Raw genomic sequence first — 15,481 nt, 5'->3', positions numbered from 1 at the left:
TTTGACGACGCTTTAAAAAATTCGAACCAACGCCATCGTGCTGCGAGGAGACACCAGATGACCGGCAAAATAACCGCGCTTGACCTCGTCCAGGCGGAGCTCAGCGAGGCGACGAAAGCCTATTTCGCCAAGTGCGAAGAGAAGCTCGGTCTCGTGCCCAACGTGCTGCGCGCCTACGCCTTCGACGAGAAGAAGCTGCGCGCCTTCACCGACATGTACAACGATCTGATGCTGGGCGATTCGGGCCTGTCGAAGCTGGAGCGCGAGATGATCGCGGTCGCCGTCTCCTCGATCAACCATTGCTATTATTGCCTGACCGCGCATGGCGCGGCGGTGCGTCAGCTTTCGGGCGAGCCGGCGCTGGGCGAGATGATGGTGATGAACTTCCACGCCGCCGAGCTGTCGGGCCGCCAGCGCGCCATGCTGGAATTCGCCGTCAAGCTGACGGAAGAGCCGGCCAGGATCGTGGAAGCCGACCGCGCCGCCTTGCGCCAGGCCGGCTTTTCGGACCGCGACATCTGGGACATCGCCTCGACCGCCGCCTTCTTCAACATGTCTAACCGCGTGGCCGCCGCGGTCGACATGCGGCCGAACCCCGAATACCACGCCATGGCGCGATAGCGGCCGCTGGCATTATATTAGCAATACCGAATTTTTCGTTGCCCATCCCGCCATTTGGTCCGATGATCAACGATTGCAGCGCAGCTGCATATCCAGGATTGCGGCGTGGCCGCATGCCGGTTCGACGCCGCCGACAAGGGAGGAGAACATGGCAAAATTTCTCTATGTCTATCACGGCTCCGGCAAGATGCCGACCGACGAGGCCGAACGCAAAGCGGCGATGGATGCCTGGACCGGGTGGTACGACAAGCTCGGCTCGGCCGTGGTCGATGGCGGCAATCCGGTCGGCGTGTCGAAGACGGTGCTGCCGAGCGGCAAGGTCGAGAACAATGGCGGCAGCAATCCGACAGCCGGCTACACCATCGTCGAAGCCAGGGACATCGACGATGCGGTCGCCAAGGCGAAGGAGTGCCCGATCCTGATGGACCCGGCCTTCAGCGTCGAGATCGCGCCGATCATCGAGATGATGTGAGGCCGGCTGCCAACGGGCCGCCTCGCCTAAACATCAACGCCTTCTATCGCGCGGCGATTGCCGCCGCGGCGCCCGCCATCGTCGTGGCGCTGACGCGGTTGGCGATCTTCATGGCGCGTTTGCTCTTCAGGAGCCGGCGCGCCTGCGACGCGGCCAGCACCCAGGCAAGGTCGATGACCACCAGGACGATCGCCATAGTCAGCGTCAGCTCGACCCAGCCGACGACGCTGACCGACGCAAGATCGATGATGGTCGGCAGCAACGCCAGATAGAACATCATGATCTTCGGGTTGCCTAATGTCACCGCCATGCCGGCAAAGAACAGTTTCAGGGCCGAATCCTCGCGCGGCATCTCGCCTTCCCTGGCCTCGACCGGCGCCGTCCACATCTTGAACGCCAGATAAGCAAGGTAGGCGACGCCAATCCACTTCACGACGACGAAGGCATAGTGGAAGGTCTGCGCCACGACGGCGAGTCCGAACACCGCCAGCGACAGCCAGATGGCCTCGCCGATCCACATCGCCAGCAGGAAGGGGAAGACGTCGCGGAACCCCTTCGAGATCACCCGTGCCACGAGCGCCGCGATCGACGGCCCGGGCGAACCGGCGGCAACGAACAAAGCGGCGGCGAAGATTAGCAGCGAGGCGAGATGCATGGGGAGTTTCCTACAAGATAGAAAAGAAAAGATAGCCGATCGGATTAGATTTGGCACGCCCAGCAAGGCGCGATCGTTGATCAAGGCGCCAATAACTGCCAACCCCGGCGCTGTCCCTCATCCGCCCTTCGGGCACCTTCTCCCCGTAAACGGCCGTAAACGGGGCGAAGGACGCTCTCCTTCTATGCCCATCCGCTCGGCTTCATCGACGGCCGACACAAGAAACTGGTCCGCCGCAGCCCCGTCCAACCCCGACCAGACGGCCCTGCGGCGGACAGGAAAACTGTAACCCATGTATCCGGTTCAAAGTGTTACCCATCTATCGGCTGGACAGGCAGGGCAATGAGGGGCGGCGCCGACCTCGGCGATTGCCCCTTGCTCCGCCACCGCCCCACAGCTAGAAGGCCCGTCCCGACATCATTTTCGAGCATCACTTTGCCTCAGTAACCGCCGGTCTCGCCAACTCCCTGAATGCACCGCAGGCGCGACCAATGCGCCGCCTGCTCCATTTTCATGTGTTCTTCAGGCGGCGGTTCGAGACCGGTTTGGCATTGCTGAGCCGCCGTCGCGCGTCAATCACGCCGACGCCTGACTTCCGAACATACAGTCTTCGCCACGCCGTGCCCATGAAGGGCATCTCGGACATTGCCGGCCTGACGGACTTCCCGACGGGAAGGGCCTACCGGCATGTCTTCGACCTTGTCTGTCCGCTGGACGATCGCGCCTGCAATCGCGCCTCGACCTCTCATTAACTGCAATCGCTGCGGCGGCGTCAGGCCATACAGATGCAGCGAGAAATTCCGCGTCAACGCCAATGGCAAACGCATCGACGTATGGCTGATCTACCGCTGCGTCGATTGCGACAACTCCTGGAACCGCGCCATTCTCGAGCGTTGCAACCGCCGCGATATTGAGCCGTCCCTCATCGCCGCGCTCGAAAGCAACGATCCGGCGCTTGCGCGCCGCTTTGCTTTCGATTCCAAGGCGCTGAGAAATCGGATCGGACGGATCGAGGAATTTCCCGACGTTGCGGTCGGCAAGGAGCTGCTGCACGGCAGGCCGGAATGCGCGGTCGCGCTTTCACTCGAGCTTCGCCTCGATGCCGCGACGTCCTTGCGGCTCGACCGCCTGCTTGCCGGCGAACTGGGCATCTCCCGTTCGAAGCTGCAGGTCTGGCAAGATCGGCGATTGCTCACAGTCGATCCGGACAGCGCCGGGGCCTGGCGCAAACCGGTACGCGACCGCGCGACGATCCGCATCGACCTTGCCGGTGAGGCGGACCGCGACGTGATCGTCGGTGCCCCATGTGGCTGAAATGAAAAGGGAGGGAGCAATGCTCCCTCCCCGTGACCTGCTTGCGGCGAAGCTTACGCCGCGCCCATGACCTTGGCGGCCTTCTCGAAACGCTTGCGCTCGTTCGGGTCGAGATAGAGCTTGCGCAGCCGAATGGTCTTCGGCGTCACCTCGACCAGCTCGTCGTCCTGGATCCAGGCGAGAGCCCGCTCCAGCGTCATGCGGATCGGCGGCGTCAGCTTCACCGCCTCGTCCTTGCCGGCGGCGCGGATGTTGGTGAGCTTCTTGCCCTTGAGCACGTTCACTTCGAGGTCGTTGTCGCGCGAATGGATGCCGATGATCATGCCCTGATAGACCTTGACGCCCGGATCGATGATCATCGGGCCGCGGTCTTCCAGGTTCCACATCGCGTAGGCGACCGACTCGCCCTGCTCGTTGGAGATCAAGACGCCATTGGTGCGACCGGGCAGCTCGCCCTTGTAGGGCTCATAGGCGAAGAACAGCCGGTTCATCACAGCGGTGCCGCGCGTGTCGGTCAACAGTTCCGACTGGTAGCCAATCAGGCCGCGCGTCGGCGCGTGGAAGACGAGGCGCTGGCGATTGCCGCCGGACGGACGCAGCTCGACCATTTCGGCCTTGCGCTCCGACATCTTCTGCACGACGACGCCGGCATGCTCCTCATCGACGTCGATGACGACTTCCTCGACGGGCTCCAGCAATTCGCCGTTCTCGCCCTTCTGCATGACGACACGCGGACGCGACACGGCAAGCTCGAAACCCTCGCGGCGCATCGTCTCGATCAGCACCGCAAGCTGCAATTCGCCGCGGCCGGAGACGAAGAAGGAATCCTTCTCCGCCGATTCCTCGATCTTCAGCGCGACATTGCCTTCGGCTTCGCGCAGCAGGCGATCACGGATGACGCGGCTCGTCACCTTGTCGCCCTCGGTGCCGGCAAGCGGGCTGTCATTGACCAGGAAGGACATGGTGACCGTCGGCGGGTCGATCGGCTGCGCATGCAGCGGCTCGCTCACCGCCGGGTCGCAGAAGGTGTCCGCGACGGTGCCTTTCGACAGGCCGGCGATGGCCACGATGTCGCCCGCCTGGGCTTCGTCGATCGGCTGGCGCTCGAGACCGCGGAAAGCAAGGATCTTGGAGACGCGGCCGGTCTCGATCTGGGTGCCGTCATGGTGCAGCACCTTGACCGCCTGGTTGGCCTTCAGCGAGCCGGACTCGATGCGGCCGGTGATGATGCGGCCGAGGAACGGATTGGCTTCCAGGATGGTGCCGATCATGCGGAACGGGCCGGGATGGACGGTCGGCGCCGGCACATGCTTGACGACGAGGTCGAACAGCGGCGACAGACCCTGGTCCTTCGGGCCCTCGGGGTTTTCCGACACCCAGCCGTCACGGCCCGAGCCGTAGAGGATCGGGAAGTCGAGCTGCTCGTCGGTCGCGTCGAGCGCGGCGAACAGGTCGAACACCTCGTTGACCACCTCGACATGGCGGGCGTCCGGACGGTCGATCTTGTTGATGACGACGATGGGCCGCAAGCCTACCTTCAGCGCCTTGCCGACGACGAACTTGGTCTGCGGCATCGGGCCTTCGGCGGCGTCGACGAGCACGATCGCCGAATCCACCATCGACAGGATGCGCTCGACCTCGCCGCCGAAATCGGCGTGTCCGGGGGTATCGACGATGTTGATGCGGGTGCCGTGCCAATCGACCGAGGTCGCCTTGGCCAGGATGGTGATGCCGCGCTCTTTTTCGAGGTCGTTGGAATCCATGGCGCGTTCGGCCACGCGCTGGTTGTCGCGGAAGGCGCCGGACTGTTTCAGAAGCTGGTCGACAAGCGTGGTTTTGCCATGGTCGACGTGCGCGATGATCGCGATATTGCGGAGGTTCATTTTTCTGGTCTCGGGAACGTTGCAGGCAGCAGGCTTAAGAAGCGCCGCCTTTTTCGGTTGCGCGGCTCATACAAGGTTTTTCGCAATTGCGAAAGGGGAGGCCCGACCCCAAATAAATGGTCACTGATTCTTAAACGTCTTGGTGTGAAATGATTCTGTTAACCAAGGCGGAACCTTTGAGGGGCCGGGGAGTTCGATGTTCATGACCGATCATATGTCCAGATTGCGTCCGGTTTTCGCGTGGGCAGCACTTGGCGTGCTCGTCGCGGCGGGCGCCGCGCAGTCGGCGGCCGCGCTCAGGGAAGCCGACCCGATCTCGCCGCCCGATGCCCAAACGGCGCAGCAGATGTTCGCCGATGCCCCCGACGGCGTCGACCCGATCGTCACCGGCCCGGTCAGCGCCGCCTTCAAGCAGCGCCAGAAGGACGCCAACTGCGATGCTGCGGTTTGGCCGAACGTTCCGCGGGCTTGTTATCCGGATTGATCGTCGCGGCGGCAATACGACAAGCGTAGCGTTCCGGCACACCCCTCTCTGGCCTGCCGGCCATCTCCCCCGCAAGGAGATCGAATGTCGCGTCGGCTTTCGCCAATCGCCAACGTCGAAGAACGGGCAGCAGCGCCAAAACAGCCAATCTCCCCCCTTGCGGGGGAGATGTCCGGCAGGACAGAGGGGGGTGCCTCGCGCCGACCTTACGCGGATCTCACCGGATCGAGCGTCACCTTGTAAAGCTCGTTGTCGTCGCGATCCATCAGCCGCACCGTCAGCTGCTCCGTCGCACCCGAAATATCGACCAGGCCGAAGAACTGCAGGCCCGCCGACGGCGGCAGGTTCTGACCCTGCTCGGCGGTCGGCGCCTTGATGAATTTCAGCTCCGGCCCGAAAGTCATGTCGAGGTCGTTGGGGCCGAAGGTGCCGGCATGGATCGGTCCGGAGACGAATTCCCAGAACGGATTGAAATCCTGGAACTGCGCCTTGTCGGGATTGTAGTAATGCGCCGCCGTGTAGTGCACGTCCGCGGTGAGCCACACCGTGTTGGTGATGCCGGCAGTCTTGATGAAGCGCAGCACATCGGCGAATTCGAGCTCGCGCCCCTTCGGCTTGCCCTTGTCGTTGTTGCTGACCGCCTCGAAGCCGGCCTTCTTCGCCGCATCGTCCCAGACGACCAGGCCGAGCGGCATGTCGGCGGCGATGACCTTCCAGGTCGCCTTGGAGTTCGCCAGTTCCCGCTTCAGCCATTTGGACTGCTCTTCGCCGATCATGCGCGACTTCGTCGTCAGGGTTTCATCCAGGTTGGCGCCGTTGGGCCCGCGATAGGAGCGCATGTCGAGGAAGAATACGTCGAGCAGCGGACCATGCGAGATCTTGCGGTAGACGCGGCCGGGCTCCGACGGCTCGTAGCGGATGGTGGTCATCTCATGGAAGGCGCGCGCGGCCCGCGCCGCCAGCACGTGGATCGACTTTTCCTTGTAGCGGTCGTCCTTGCTGAGGTCCTTCGAGTCGGACCAGTTGTTCAGCACCTCGTGGTCGTCCCACTGGTAGAAGGTCGGGCAAATGGCGCTGAGCGCAAGCACATGCTTGTCCATCATGTTGTATTTCCACTGGTCGCGATATTCGTCCAGCGTCTCGGCGACCTTGCGCTTGCCGTCGAGCATGACGACGTTCTTCCACTTGCCGCCGCCGGGCAGGTCGACCTCGTCCTTCAGCGCGCCGTCGGCATAGATCCTGTCGCCCGAATGCAGGAAGAAATCCGGCGTGTGCTTGGCGATGGTCGAATAGGTCTTCATGCCGGTCTCGTCGATGCCCCAGCCCTGGCCGGCGGTGTCGCCCGACCAGGCGAAGCGCACGTCGCGCTTCGAGAACGGCGCGGTGCGGAAGCGGCCGACGATCGGCTCGGAGACGGCATTGATGTCGGAAAGGTCGGCCGCGATCATGCGATAGAAGATGTCCTGGTCCGAGGCGAGGTCGGTGAGCAGCCGCTTCACCGTGTAATCGCTGTCCGGCGAGGAATCGAGCGGCGCGAGCCTCACCGCATTGGCGAAGCTCTCGGTCGTCGACACTTCATACATGACGCGCGCGGGCCGGTCGGTACGCGTCCACACCATGCCGGAGGTGGCGTCGACGTCGCCGGACTGGACGCCATGGGTGAAGGCCGGCCGCTGGCTGGCGCGGGAATAATAGGGCAGCGCCAGACCGGAGGCGCCGACAAGGCCGAAGGCGCTGGCCGAGGTGACGAAAGCGCGGCGGGTGATGGAAAGCTTGTTCATGGCTGTCTCCGGATGGCATTGAACGGGACCGCCAAGCTCTCGCCTCATTGTTTCAGGCGTGTCTCGGAACCATGAAGTTTTGATAACAGTGCACAGGGCGCTCTTCCCCTTCTCCCCTTGTGGGAGAAGGTGTCGCCGAAGGCGACGGATGAGGGGTGTTCCAGGGAAAGCAGACGTCTCACTCCGCTGGAACACCCCTCATCCGTCTCGGCGCTAAAGCGCCGATCCACCTTCTCCCACAAGGGGAGAAGGGGAAGACATGCCTCAAGCCGCCTGCGGTTCCGGCTCGAAAGCCGGCTTGGTCGTATTGATCAAGAGCGAGATACAAGCCGCCGCGATACCCGTCATGCCGGCGATCAGGAAGGCCAGCTCGTAGTTGCCTTGCAGCTCGCGCATCGTGCCGCCGAAGGCGGCGGCCGTCGCGGCGCCCACCTGGTGGCCGGCGACGATCCAGCCGAACACGATCGGCCCACTGCGATCGCCAAAGGCTTCGTTGGCGAGCCTGAGCGTCGGCGGCACGGTGGCGATCCAGTCGAGCCCGTAGAGCACCGCGAAGATGATCAGGCTGGTCGCCGAGAAGCCGGAGTAAGGCAGGTAGATCAGCGACAGGCCGCGCACGGCGTAATAGACGCCGAGCAGCTTGCGCGGGTCGAAACGGTCGGTGAGCCAGCCGGACAAAGTCGTGCCGATCAGGTCGAAAATGCCCATCATCGACAAGAGCCCGGCGGCCTGCACCTCGCCAATGCCCATATCACCGCAAAAGGCGATGAGATGCGTGCCGACAAGGCCGTTGGTAGTGAAGCCGCAGACGAAGAAGGTGGCGAACAGGTACCAGAACACTCGTGTGCCGGCCGCGCGACGCAGCGTGTTCAGCGTATGCGCCAGGAAATTGCCCTGCGATGCGGGCGACACCGGCGGAACATCGTCGGCATCGGCGCCGTAGCGCACCTGGCCGATGGAGGCGGGACGCTCGGGCACCAGCAGGAAGACCAGCGGCACGAGAGCAGCGGTGGCGATCGCGATGGCTATGGCGACCGGCTTCCAACCTCCCGACTGGGCCAGCGAGGCAAGCAGCGGCAGGAACACCAGCAGGCCGGTCGCGCTGGAGGCGGACATCAACCCCATCACCAGGCCGCGATTGGTTTTAAACCAGCGGTTGACGATTGTTGCGCCGAGCACGGTCGCGACCGCGCCTGAACCGATGCCGGAAAACACACCCCACGTGATCAACAGATGCCACGGCTTGGTCATCAGCAGGCTGAGCGCGGTGGAGCCCGACATGATCACTAGCGCGGCAAGCAGCGTGCGGCGCAGCCCGATCCGCTCCATCAACGCCGCGGCGAACGGTCCGGTCAGACCATAGAGGAAGATGCCGATCGCGGCAGCCAGCGAGACGATGTCGCGCCGCCAGCCGAAGCTCTCTTCCAGCGGCAGCATCATGACCGACGGCGCTGAACGAAGCCCTGCTGCGATCAAAAGACAAAGAAAGATGACGGCGACGACAACGAAAGCGTAGCGCTGGCCAAACGGGCGGGATTGAGCTATCATGTTACTGACCGGTACGTTGCAATGGGATGGCACCATACATACGTACCGGTCAGTAACATTGTCAAGCGAGTCGTCTGCATGCCATCGCACAAAAAAATTGAAACGACGATCAGCGAGGCGCCGGCCCCAAGGGCGGCGGACAAGATCCTGGACGTGGCGCGCGACCTTTTTTATCGCGAAGGCATCAGGGCGATCGGCGTCGACGAGATTGTCAGGCGCGCCGGCGTCACCAAACCGAGCCTCTATCGCAGCTTCCCTTCCAAGGATGAGCTCGCCGCCTCCTATCTGCGCAAATATGACCTGGAGTTCTGGGAACGCTTCGACGAGGCCGTCGACGCGCATCCGGGCAATCCGCGCGCGCAGATCGTCGCCTTCCTGACCCGCGTCGGCAAACGCACGCAGAAGCCCGATTACCGCGGCTGCGGCATGACCAACGCCGCTGTGGAATATCCCGAGCGCGGCCACCCTGCGCGCATCGTCAGCGAGAACAACAAGCAGGAATTGCGCCGACGCCTCCGCGCCATGGCGGCCGCGATGGGCGCCAGCGATCCCGACACGCTGGGCGACGGCCTGCTGCTCCTTATCGAAGGCGCCTATATCAGCGGCCAGCTGTTCGGCCATGGCGGACCGGCGGCGTCGGTGGCCCGCAACGCCGACCTCCTGATCGAAGCCAGCTTGAAGAAATAGCAGACGGCGTTACGCTTCCGGCAACTCGAAACGGAGTTGCCGTTGATGCGTGCCCTTCTGGTCCCGCTTGCCCTCGCCGGTTTCTGCCAGGCGGCCCAGGCCGGCGAAATCTCCAGCGCCTACACCGATCTGGATTCGAAGAAGGACTGCGTGACCTACGCCCAGGCCGCGGAAGGCGACGGCGATTGGGCGAGCCTCGTCTGCGCCGGCTATCGCGGTTACCCGGTGCTTATCGGCTACGATGATGCTCGCGAATCCGTCTATTACGGCTTTCCGTCCGACGACATGACTTCGGTCTGGGAGAGCTTCACCGCCTTCAACGGCTCCGGCCCGAAAGTGGAATGGCGCATCGAGACCAATGGCGACGTCGCCATCCCCTTCGCCGCCATCCATCGCCGCACGGTCAGCAACCCGGAGGACGAAAAGAAATCGACCGATGTGCTAGTCGTCGCCAAGGTCGCGCAACCGGAAGAGCATCAGGGCTGCACCGTCGGCCTAGTTTTGGCCACCGGCAACCCGCAGGCCAACGACCAGGCGCGCAAGCTCGCCGACGAAAAAGCGAAGGCCTTCGTCTGCGGCAAGGACAAGCGCGAAGTGATCGGCGACGTGCCGCCTTTCGGCCGGGTGGATAACTGACCGCCGCCCAACCATTGGGCCAACACCAGATCGGGTTCCCATTGGCCGGCGGGCCTTGTAAACCCTTGCGCGGTCGCAGGTTTCGGGAGGTTCCGCTTGTCCAGTTCTGTCAGCGTCACGAACGACAACGGCGTGGCGGTGGTCACCATCGACAACCCGCCGGTCAATGCGCTGAGCTTTCATGTCCGTAAGCCGCTTTATGAGGCGCTTGCTGCGCTACGCGACGATCCCGCCGCAAGGGCCATCGTCATCGCCTGCGCCGGGCGCACCTTCGTCGCCGGCGCCGACATCACCGAATTCGGCAAGCCGGTCCAGCAGCCGGAACTGCGCACCATCATCGCCTTGCTGGAAACGGTTCCCAAGCCGACCGTGGCCGCCATTCATGGTACGGCGCTGGGCGGCGGGCTGGAATTAGCGCTCGGCTGCCATTTTCGCGTCGCCGACTCCGGCGTCAAGCTCGGCCTGCCCGAAGTAAAACTCGGCCTCTTGCCGGGCGGCGGCGGCACGGTGCGCTTGCCACGCTTGGTTGGCGCCGCGAAGGCGCTCGCCATGATCGTTTCCGGAACCCCGATTTCGGCCGGCGACGCGAAGGCGGCCGGTCTCCTGGACGCCGTTGTCGACAGTGATCTCTTGGCAGAGGCGATTCGTTTCGCTCGCGAAATGGCTGATCGAGGCGGGCCGTTCGTGCCGGTGCGTGAGCGCAATGAACGCCTTGCCGGAACTGATCTCGCCGCCTTCGACGCCCAGGCAACCGATCTGGCCAAAAAAGCCCGCGGGCTGGAAGCGCCCCTTGCTTGCGCCGAAGCCGTGCGCAACGCGATCAACTTGCCCTTCAACGCAGCACTTGCCGCCGAGCGGCAGCTTTTCCAGAAACTCGTTTCCGGCGATCAGTCGCGCGCGCAGCGGCATCTGTTCTTCGCCGAGCGCGAGGCGGCGAAGGTGCCCGGCAAAGATCTACAGAAGCGCCAAATCGCCCGCGTCGGCGTCATCGGCGCCGGCACGATGGGTGGCGGCATCGCCATGGCCTTCGCCAATGGCGGTTTCCCGGTGACTTTGCTCGAGACCAGCGAGGAAGCGCTGCGGCGCGGCCTGGCGATGATCGAGAAGAACTATGCCGTCTCCGTCAGCCGCGGCTCGTTGACGGCGGAGGCCACGCAGAAGCGTCTCGAACTGTTCAAGGGCAGCACCGACTATGCCGATCTTGCCGATTGCGATTTGATCATCGAGGCCGTGTTCGAAGACATGGCGGTCAAGAAGGACGTCTTCGGCAAGCTTGACGCCATCGCCAGGCCTGGCGCGATCCTCGCCACCAACACCTCCTATCTCGACGTGAGCGAAATCGCCGCCTCGACGTCGCGGCCACAGGACGTGCTCGGCATGCATTTCTTTTCGCCGGCTAACGTCATGAAGCTGCTGGAGATCGTGCGCGCCGAAAAGACCGCGCCCGAGGTGCTGGCGACGGTCGCCGATCTCGCCCGGCGCATCGGTAAGGTCGCGGTCGTCGTCGGCGTCTGCCACGGCTTCGTCGGCAACCGGATGCTGTCCGCGCGAGGTTCAGAAAACGAGTTTCTGCTGCTCGAAGGTGCGATCCCGAGCCAGGTCGACAAGGCATTCACCGATTTCGGCTGGCCGATGGGTCCGTTCCAGATGGGCGATCTCGCCGGTCTCGACATCGGCTGGCGCAACCGCAAGGCGCGCGGCCAGACGGCCGTAATCGCCGATACGCTGTGCGAGCAGGGCCATTTCGGCCAGAAGACCGGAAGTGGATGGTATCGCTATGAGAGCGGCGCGCGGGAGCCGATCGCCGACCCGGATGTGGAGGCGCTGATCCGCGCCAAGGCGGCGGAACTCGGGATCGCCCGGCGTAAGATCGGCACCGACGAGATCATCGAGCGCACGCTTTATCCCCTGGTCAACGAAGGCGCGAAGATCCTTGAGGAAGGCATCGCCGCGCGCGCCTCAGACATCGATGTCGTCTGGGTCAACGGCTACGGCTTCCCGACCGGCAAGGGCGGAGCGATGTTCTGGGCCGGGCTTGCGGGTGCGGGGAAGATCGTCGAGCGGCTGGAGCATTGGCATGGGCGAACGGGACGGGCGATTTTTGAACCGGCGCCGGTGTTGAGAAGGTTTGCCGAGACAGGGGCGTGGGAGGCCCTGTAAGGGCTCAACGTCGCGTTCCTTCGCGCCCCCCTCTGGCCTGCCGGCCATCTCCCCCACGAGGGGGGAGATTGGATGTCGCGCCGGCTTTCGCCAATCACCAACGTTGCAGGATGGGCGCCGTCGACCCCGCTGCTGATCTCCCCCCTCGTGGGGGAGATGTCCGGCAGGACAGAGGGGGGCGCTGTCCCGCCAGCGCTTTCAGCTTGCACACGGGAACCACGCACCAAATTTGACCATGTGGACAAAACTCAACCACCGTTCCATAGTCCTGCGTGTCTGACATTTTGGAACGGCCGGCTCGACACGGCTGTCAATCAGAGGGGCACTTCAATGGAAAACGACCGTAGCAAAACGCAACGCGCCGGCCTGTCGCGGCGCAATCTGCTGGAACTTGGCGCGCTCGGCCTCGCGGCCACCGTGCTGCCCGGCGCAGCCTTGGCCAAGGACAAGAAGCTGAAGGTGGCGGCGATCTTCGCCACGCCGATCGAGGAACCGTGGGACAACCAGATCCATGTCGCCCTGCAAAAGGCCGAGAAGGAACTGGGCATCGAATACAAATGGTCGGAAAAGGTGCAGACCGCCGACTTCAGCCGCGTGATGCGCGAATATGCGCAAGGGGGCTACCAGCTGGTGCTGGGCGACGCCTTCGCCGCCGAGCGCGAATCGCGCCGCACGGCCAAGCAGTTCCCGAAGACCGCCTGGCTGTTCGGCTCCGGCGCCGGCCCGGCCGAACCCAATTTCGGCGTCTTCGACAACTGGATCCACGAGCCGGCCTATCTCTCCGGCATGATCGCCGGCAAGATGTCGAAATCGGGCACGGTCGGCGCGGTCGCGGCGATGGGCATCCCGGAAGTGAACCGGCTGGTCAACGCGTTCTTCGCCGGCGCCAAGGAGGTCAATCCGAACGTCAAGAAGAAGGTCGCCTTCATCGGCTCCTTCTTCGATCCGCCCAAGGCCAAGGAAGCGGCCGTGGCGCAGATCGATGCCGGCGTCGACGTCATCTATGCCGAGCGTTTCGGCGTCATCGAGGCGGCGGTGGAGAAGAAGATTCTCGCCATCTCCAACATGTCCGACCAGGCGAGCCTCGGGCCCGACACGGTCATCACCGGCCCGGTCTGGGACATGTACCCCACGGTCGAGCAGGCGATCAAGCTGGTCAAGGCCGGCGTCTTCACCGCGCAGGACTATGGCGACTTCTCGCGCATGGCCAAGGGCGGCTCCTATCTGGCGCCCTACCACAAGTTCGACAAGACGCTGCCCGCAGAGGTGAAGGATCTGGTCGAGAAGAAGAAGGCCGAGATCCTCGAAGGCAATTTCCGCGTCGACGTCGACGAGAACACGCCGGTTTCGGATTGATGCATTTTTGAGGGGCGGCGCGAGGCCCCCCTCTCTGTCCTGCCGGACATCTCCCCCTCAAGGGGGGAGATTGGCAGTTCCGTTGACGGCGCTCGATCTTTTCAACGTTGAAAGTTAGCGAAAGCCGGCGTGACATCTGATCTCCCCTCTTGAGGGGGAGATGGCCGGCAGGCCAGAGAGGGGGGCCTCGCGCTGCCCTAAAGCATGTCTCCCGAAAGTGGGAACCGGTTTCGGGATAAAGACATGCGTAAAATCAAAACCTAAAGCGCATGGAGCGAATCTGAAAGATCGCGACGCGCTTTAGGCGGTTAGCCGGATCGCAAATCCAGGGAGCACCCTTGTCCGCCCCACTCATCGAAATGCGCGGCATCACCAAGATCTTCGGCGCCGTCAAGGCGAACGAGGCCGTCGATCTCAGCGTGGCGCCCGGCGAAATACTCGGCCTGCTGGGCGAGAACGGCGCCGGCAAGACGACGCTGATGAACGTTTTGTTCGGCGCCTATGCGCCGGACGCCGGCGAGATCCTGGTCGAAGGCAGGCCGGTCACCATCCACAATTCGGCGGACGCTTTGGCTGCCGGCATCGGCATGGTGCACCAGCATTTTCACCTCGCGCCGCGCCTCACGGTGCTGGAGAACCTGCTGATCGGCATTCCCGGCAAGTCCGGCCGCATCGACCGCACGCGCGGGCTTGCCCGCCTGGACGAAATCAGCCGGCAGTATGGACTGAGCCTCGATCCGAACCTGCCGGTGTCGGCGCTCTCGGTCGGCGAGCAGCAGCGGCTGGAGATCATCAAGGCGCTATTTCGCGGCGCGAAGCTCTTGATCCTCGACGAGCCGACGGCAGTGCTTGCGCCGAGCGAAGTAGACGGCCTGTTCGCCGCCCTGCGCTCGATGGCGGCGCAAGGGCTCGGCATCATCTTCATCTCGCACAAGCTCAATGAGGTCCGGGCCCTCACCCATCGCTGCGTGGTGCTGCGCCATGGCAAGGTCGCCGGCCGCGTCGACCACCCGGCAAGCACCACATCGGCGGAAATGGCGAAGCTGATGTGCGGCCACGAAATTGTCCCGCCGACCAGGGAGGCTTCGACGCCCGGCGCCGCGGTGCTGACGCTGGATGGTATATCCACTTCCGGTCACGCCGGCATGCCGCTGCGCGACGTCTCGCTTTTCGTCCGGGCGGGCGAGATCCTCGGCATCGCCGGTGTCTCCGGCAACGGCCAGCAGGCGCTCGCCGACGTCATTTCCGGCATGCTGCAACCCAGGGCCGGCACCATGACGATAGCCGGCAAAACAGTTACGCGGTTTTCGCCGCGCGAGCTGCAGGCGTTTGGCCTCGGCCGCATCCCGGAAGACCGCATGACGACCGGCCTGGTCACCAACCTGCCTCTAGCCGATTCAATGGTGCTGCCGCGCATCGGCACCGAGGCCTTCAGCCGCAATGGCCTGCTCAACCCCACGGCGATCCGCGCCTTCGCCGAAGCGCAGATCAAGGCATATGACATACGCTGCCCGGGACCCATGGTGCGCGCCGGCGCGCTCTCCGGCGGCAATCTGCAGAAGGCGCTGCTGGCGCGCGAGCTCGCCTTCGATCCCAAGGTGCTGATCGTCTCGCAGCCGACGCGCGGCCTCGACATCGGCGCCGCCCGCTTCATCCACGAGAAATTCCTGGCGATGCGGGCCAAGGGTTGCGGCATCATCGTCATCGGCGAGGACCTCGAGGAATTGCTGATGCTCTCGGACCGCATCGCGGTGATGTATGAGGGCCGCATCGCCCGCACGCTTCCCAGCGCGGATGCCACCGTCGCCAGGCTCGGCCTGATGATGACCGGCGCAGAGGGAAAGGCGTAGAGCGATGAGGTTGCCTCTGATTGCGAACGTCGGC

14 protein-coding genes are annotated in these 15,481 nt (G+C 64.0%); 10 read left to right on the top strand and 4 right to left on the bottom strand.

The window, feature by feature from the left end; all coding sequences use genetic code 11:
• The first annotated feature begins 57 nt into the window (after window positions 1-57).
• Window positions 58-621 carry a peroxidase-related enzyme gene (locus CK230_RS07440; protein WP_095816564.1) on the top strand — a complete coding sequence of 188 codons (564 nt, stop codon included), beginning with the start codon at window positions 58-60 and terminating at the stop codon, window positions 619-621.
• A 148-nt stretch (window positions 622-769) separates the two neighbouring features.
• Complete coding sequence (locus tag CK230_RS07435; RefSeq protein WP_095816958.1) at window positions 770-1,093, top strand: YciI family protein; 324 nt, start codon at window positions 770-772, stop codon at window positions 1,091-1,093.
• A gap of 43 nt (window positions 1,094-1,136) precedes the next feature.
• On the opposite strand, the gene CK230_RS07430 is transcribed toward CK230_RS07435, so the two are convergent.
• On the bottom strand, window positions 1,137-1,748 hold the full coding sequence (locus tag CK230_RS07430) for a LysE family translocator (protein ID WP_095816563.1): 612 nt from the start codon (window positions 1,746-1,748) through the stop codon (window positions 1,137-1,139).
• 491 nt (window positions 1,749-2,239) lie between these two features.
• Here CK230_RS07430 and CK230_RS33060 point away from each other — a divergent pair, with 491 nt between their 5' ends.
• Together CK230_RS33060 and CK230_RS07425 are read left to right on the top strand one after the other, a co-directional pair.
• On the top strand, window positions 2,240-2,500 hold the full coding sequence (locus tag CK230_RS33060) for a hypothetical protein (RefSeq protein WP_176480045.1): 261 nt from the start codon (window positions 2,240-2,242) through the stop codon (window positions 2,498-2,500).
• Complete coding sequence (locus tag CK230_RS07425; RefSeq protein ID WP_095816562.1) at window positions 2,436-3,062, top strand: DUF1062 domain-containing protein; 627 nt, start codon at window positions 2,436-2,438, stop codon at window positions 3,060-3,062. The genes CK230_RS33060 and CK230_RS07425 overlap by 65 nt, the downstream gene beginning before the upstream one ends.
• Before the next feature lie 53 nt (window positions 3,063-3,115).
• Here the strand turns inward: CK230_RS07425 and typA are convergent, their stop codons facing one another.
• Window positions 3,116-4,945, bottom strand: a complete 1,830-nt coding sequence (gene typA / locus CK230_RS07420; RefSeq protein WP_095816561.1) for a translational GTPase TypA — start codon at window positions 4,943-4,945, stop codon at window positions 3,116-3,118.
• A 202-nt stretch (window positions 4,946-5,147) separates the two neighbouring features.
• On the opposite strand from typA, the gene CK230_RS07415 reads away from it, so the two are divergent.
• On the top strand, window positions 5,148-5,429 hold the full coding sequence (locus tag CK230_RS07415) for a hypothetical protein (RefSeq protein WP_176480044.1): 282 nt from the start codon (window positions 5,148-5,150) through the stop codon (window positions 5,427-5,429).
• Window positions 5,430-5,635: 206 nt separating this feature from the next.
• On the opposite strand, the gene CK230_RS07405 is transcribed toward CK230_RS07415, so the two are convergent.
• Together CK230_RS07405 and CK230_RS07400 are read right to left on the bottom strand one after the other, a co-directional pair.
• On the bottom strand, window positions 5,636-7,210 hold the full coding sequence (locus CK230_RS07405) for an alkaline phosphatase (RefSeq protein WP_095816559.1): 1,575 nt from the start codon (window positions 7,208-7,210) through the stop codon (window positions 5,636-5,638).
• A gap of 264 nt (window positions 7,211-7,474) precedes the next feature.
• Window positions 7,475-8,758 carry an MFS transporter gene (locus tag CK230_RS07400; RefSeq protein ID WP_095816558.1) on the bottom strand — a complete coding sequence of 428 codons (1,284 nt, stop codon included), beginning with the start codon at window positions 8,756-8,758 and terminating at the stop codon, window positions 7,475-7,477.
• A 78-nt stretch (window positions 8,759-8,836) separates the two neighbouring features.
• Here CK230_RS07400 and CK230_RS07395 point away from each other — a divergent pair, with 78 nt between their 5' ends.
• The 5 genes from CK230_RS07395 (at window position 8,837) to CK230_RS07375 (ending at window position 15,447) form a co-directional block, all read left to right on the top strand.
• Complete coding sequence (locus CK230_RS07395; protein WP_095816557.1) at window positions 8,837-9,445, top strand: TetR/AcrR family transcriptional regulator; 609 nt, start codon at window positions 8,837-8,839, stop codon at window positions 9,443-9,445.
• Between the two features lie 45 nt (window positions 9,446-9,490).
• Window positions 9,491-10,081: a hypothetical protein gene (locus tag CK230_RS07390; RefSeq protein WP_095816556.1), complete on the top strand. Its 591-nt coding sequence runs from the start codon at window positions 9,491-9,493 to the stop codon at window positions 10,079-10,081.
• Window positions 10,082-10,177: 96 nt separating this feature from the next.
• Window positions 10,178-12,241: a 3-hydroxyacyl-CoA dehydrogenase NAD-binding domain-containing protein gene (locus tag CK230_RS07385; RefSeq protein ID WP_095816555.1), complete on the top strand. Its 2,064-nt coding sequence runs from the start codon at window positions 10,178-10,180 to the stop codon at window positions 12,239-12,241.
• Window positions 12,242-12,571: 330 nt separating this feature from the next.
• Entirely contained in the window at window positions 12,572-13,597 is a 1,026-nt protein-coding gene (locus tag CK230_RS07380; RefSeq protein ID WP_095816554.1) for a BMP family protein, read from the top strand.
• Window positions 13,598-13,935: 338 nt separating this feature from the next.
• A complete protein-coding gene (locus tag CK230_RS07375) occupies window positions 13,936-15,447 on the top strand; it encodes an ABC transporter ATP-binding protein (RefSeq protein WP_095816553.1) in 1,512 nt (503 codons plus the stop codon).
• The last annotated feature ends 34 nt before the right edge of the window (window positions 15,448-15,481 follow it).

Origin of the sequence: Mesorhizobium sp. WSM3859, assembly GCF_002295065.1 — a bacterium.
In the GTDB taxonomy this organism is placed as follows: domain Bacteria; phylum Pseudomonadota; class Alphaproteobacteria; order Rhizobiales; family Rhizobiaceae; genus Mesorhizobium.
This window is presented reverse-complemented; position numbering and strand designations above follow the sequence as displayed.

What these genes read in the sequence shown, in the direction of transcription:
- CK230_RS07440 (WP_095816564.1), top strand. Translation starts at nt 58, where the DNA reads ATGACCGGCAAAATAACCGCGCTTGACCTCGTCCAGGCGGAGCTCAGC.
- CK230_RS07435 (WP_095816958.1), top strand. Translation starts at nt 770, where the DNA reads ATGGCAAAATTTCTCTATGTCTATCACGGCTCCGGCAAGATGCCGACC.
- CK230_RS07430 (WP_095816563.1), bottom strand. Translation starts at nt 1,748, where the DNA reads ATGCATCTCGCCTCGCTGCTAATCTTCGCCGCCGCTTTGTTCGTTGCC.
- CK230_RS33060 (WP_176480045.1), top strand. Translation starts at nt 2,240, where the DNA reads ATGCGCCGCCTGCTCCATTTTCATGTGTTCTTCAGGCGGCGGTTCGAG.
- CK230_RS07425 (WP_095816562.1), top strand. Translation starts at nt 2,436, where the DNA reads ATGTCTTCGACCTTGTCTGTCCGCTGGACGATCGCGCCTGCAATCGCG.
- typA (WP_095816561.1), bottom strand. Translation starts at nt 4,945, where the DNA reads ATGAACCTCCGCAATATCGCGATCATCGCGCACGTCGACCATGGCAAA.
- CK230_RS07415 (WP_176480044.1), top strand. Translation starts at nt 5,148, where the DNA reads ATGACCGATCATATGTCCAGATTGCGTCCGGTTTTCGCGTGGGCAGCA.
- CK230_RS07405 (WP_095816559.1), bottom strand. Translation starts at nt 7,210, where the DNA reads ATGAACAAGCTTTCCATCACCCGCCGCGCTTTCGTCACCTCGGCCAGC.
- CK230_RS07400 (WP_095816558.1), bottom strand. Translation starts at nt 8,758, where the DNA reads ATGATAGCTCAATCCCGCCCGTTTGGCCAGCGCTACGCTTTCGTTGTC.
- CK230_RS07395 (WP_095816557.1), top strand. Translation starts at nt 8,837, where the DNA reads ATGCCATCGCACAAAAAAATTGAAACGACGATCAGCGAGGCGCCGGCC.
- CK230_RS07390 (WP_095816556.1), top strand. Translation starts at nt 9,491, where the DNA reads ATGCGTGCCCTTCTGGTCCCGCTTGCCCTCGCCGGTTTCTGCCAGGCG.
- CK230_RS07380 (WP_095816554.1), top strand. Translation starts at nt 12,572, where the DNA reads ATGGAAAACGACCGTAGCAAAACGCAACGCGCCGGCCTGTCGCGGCGC.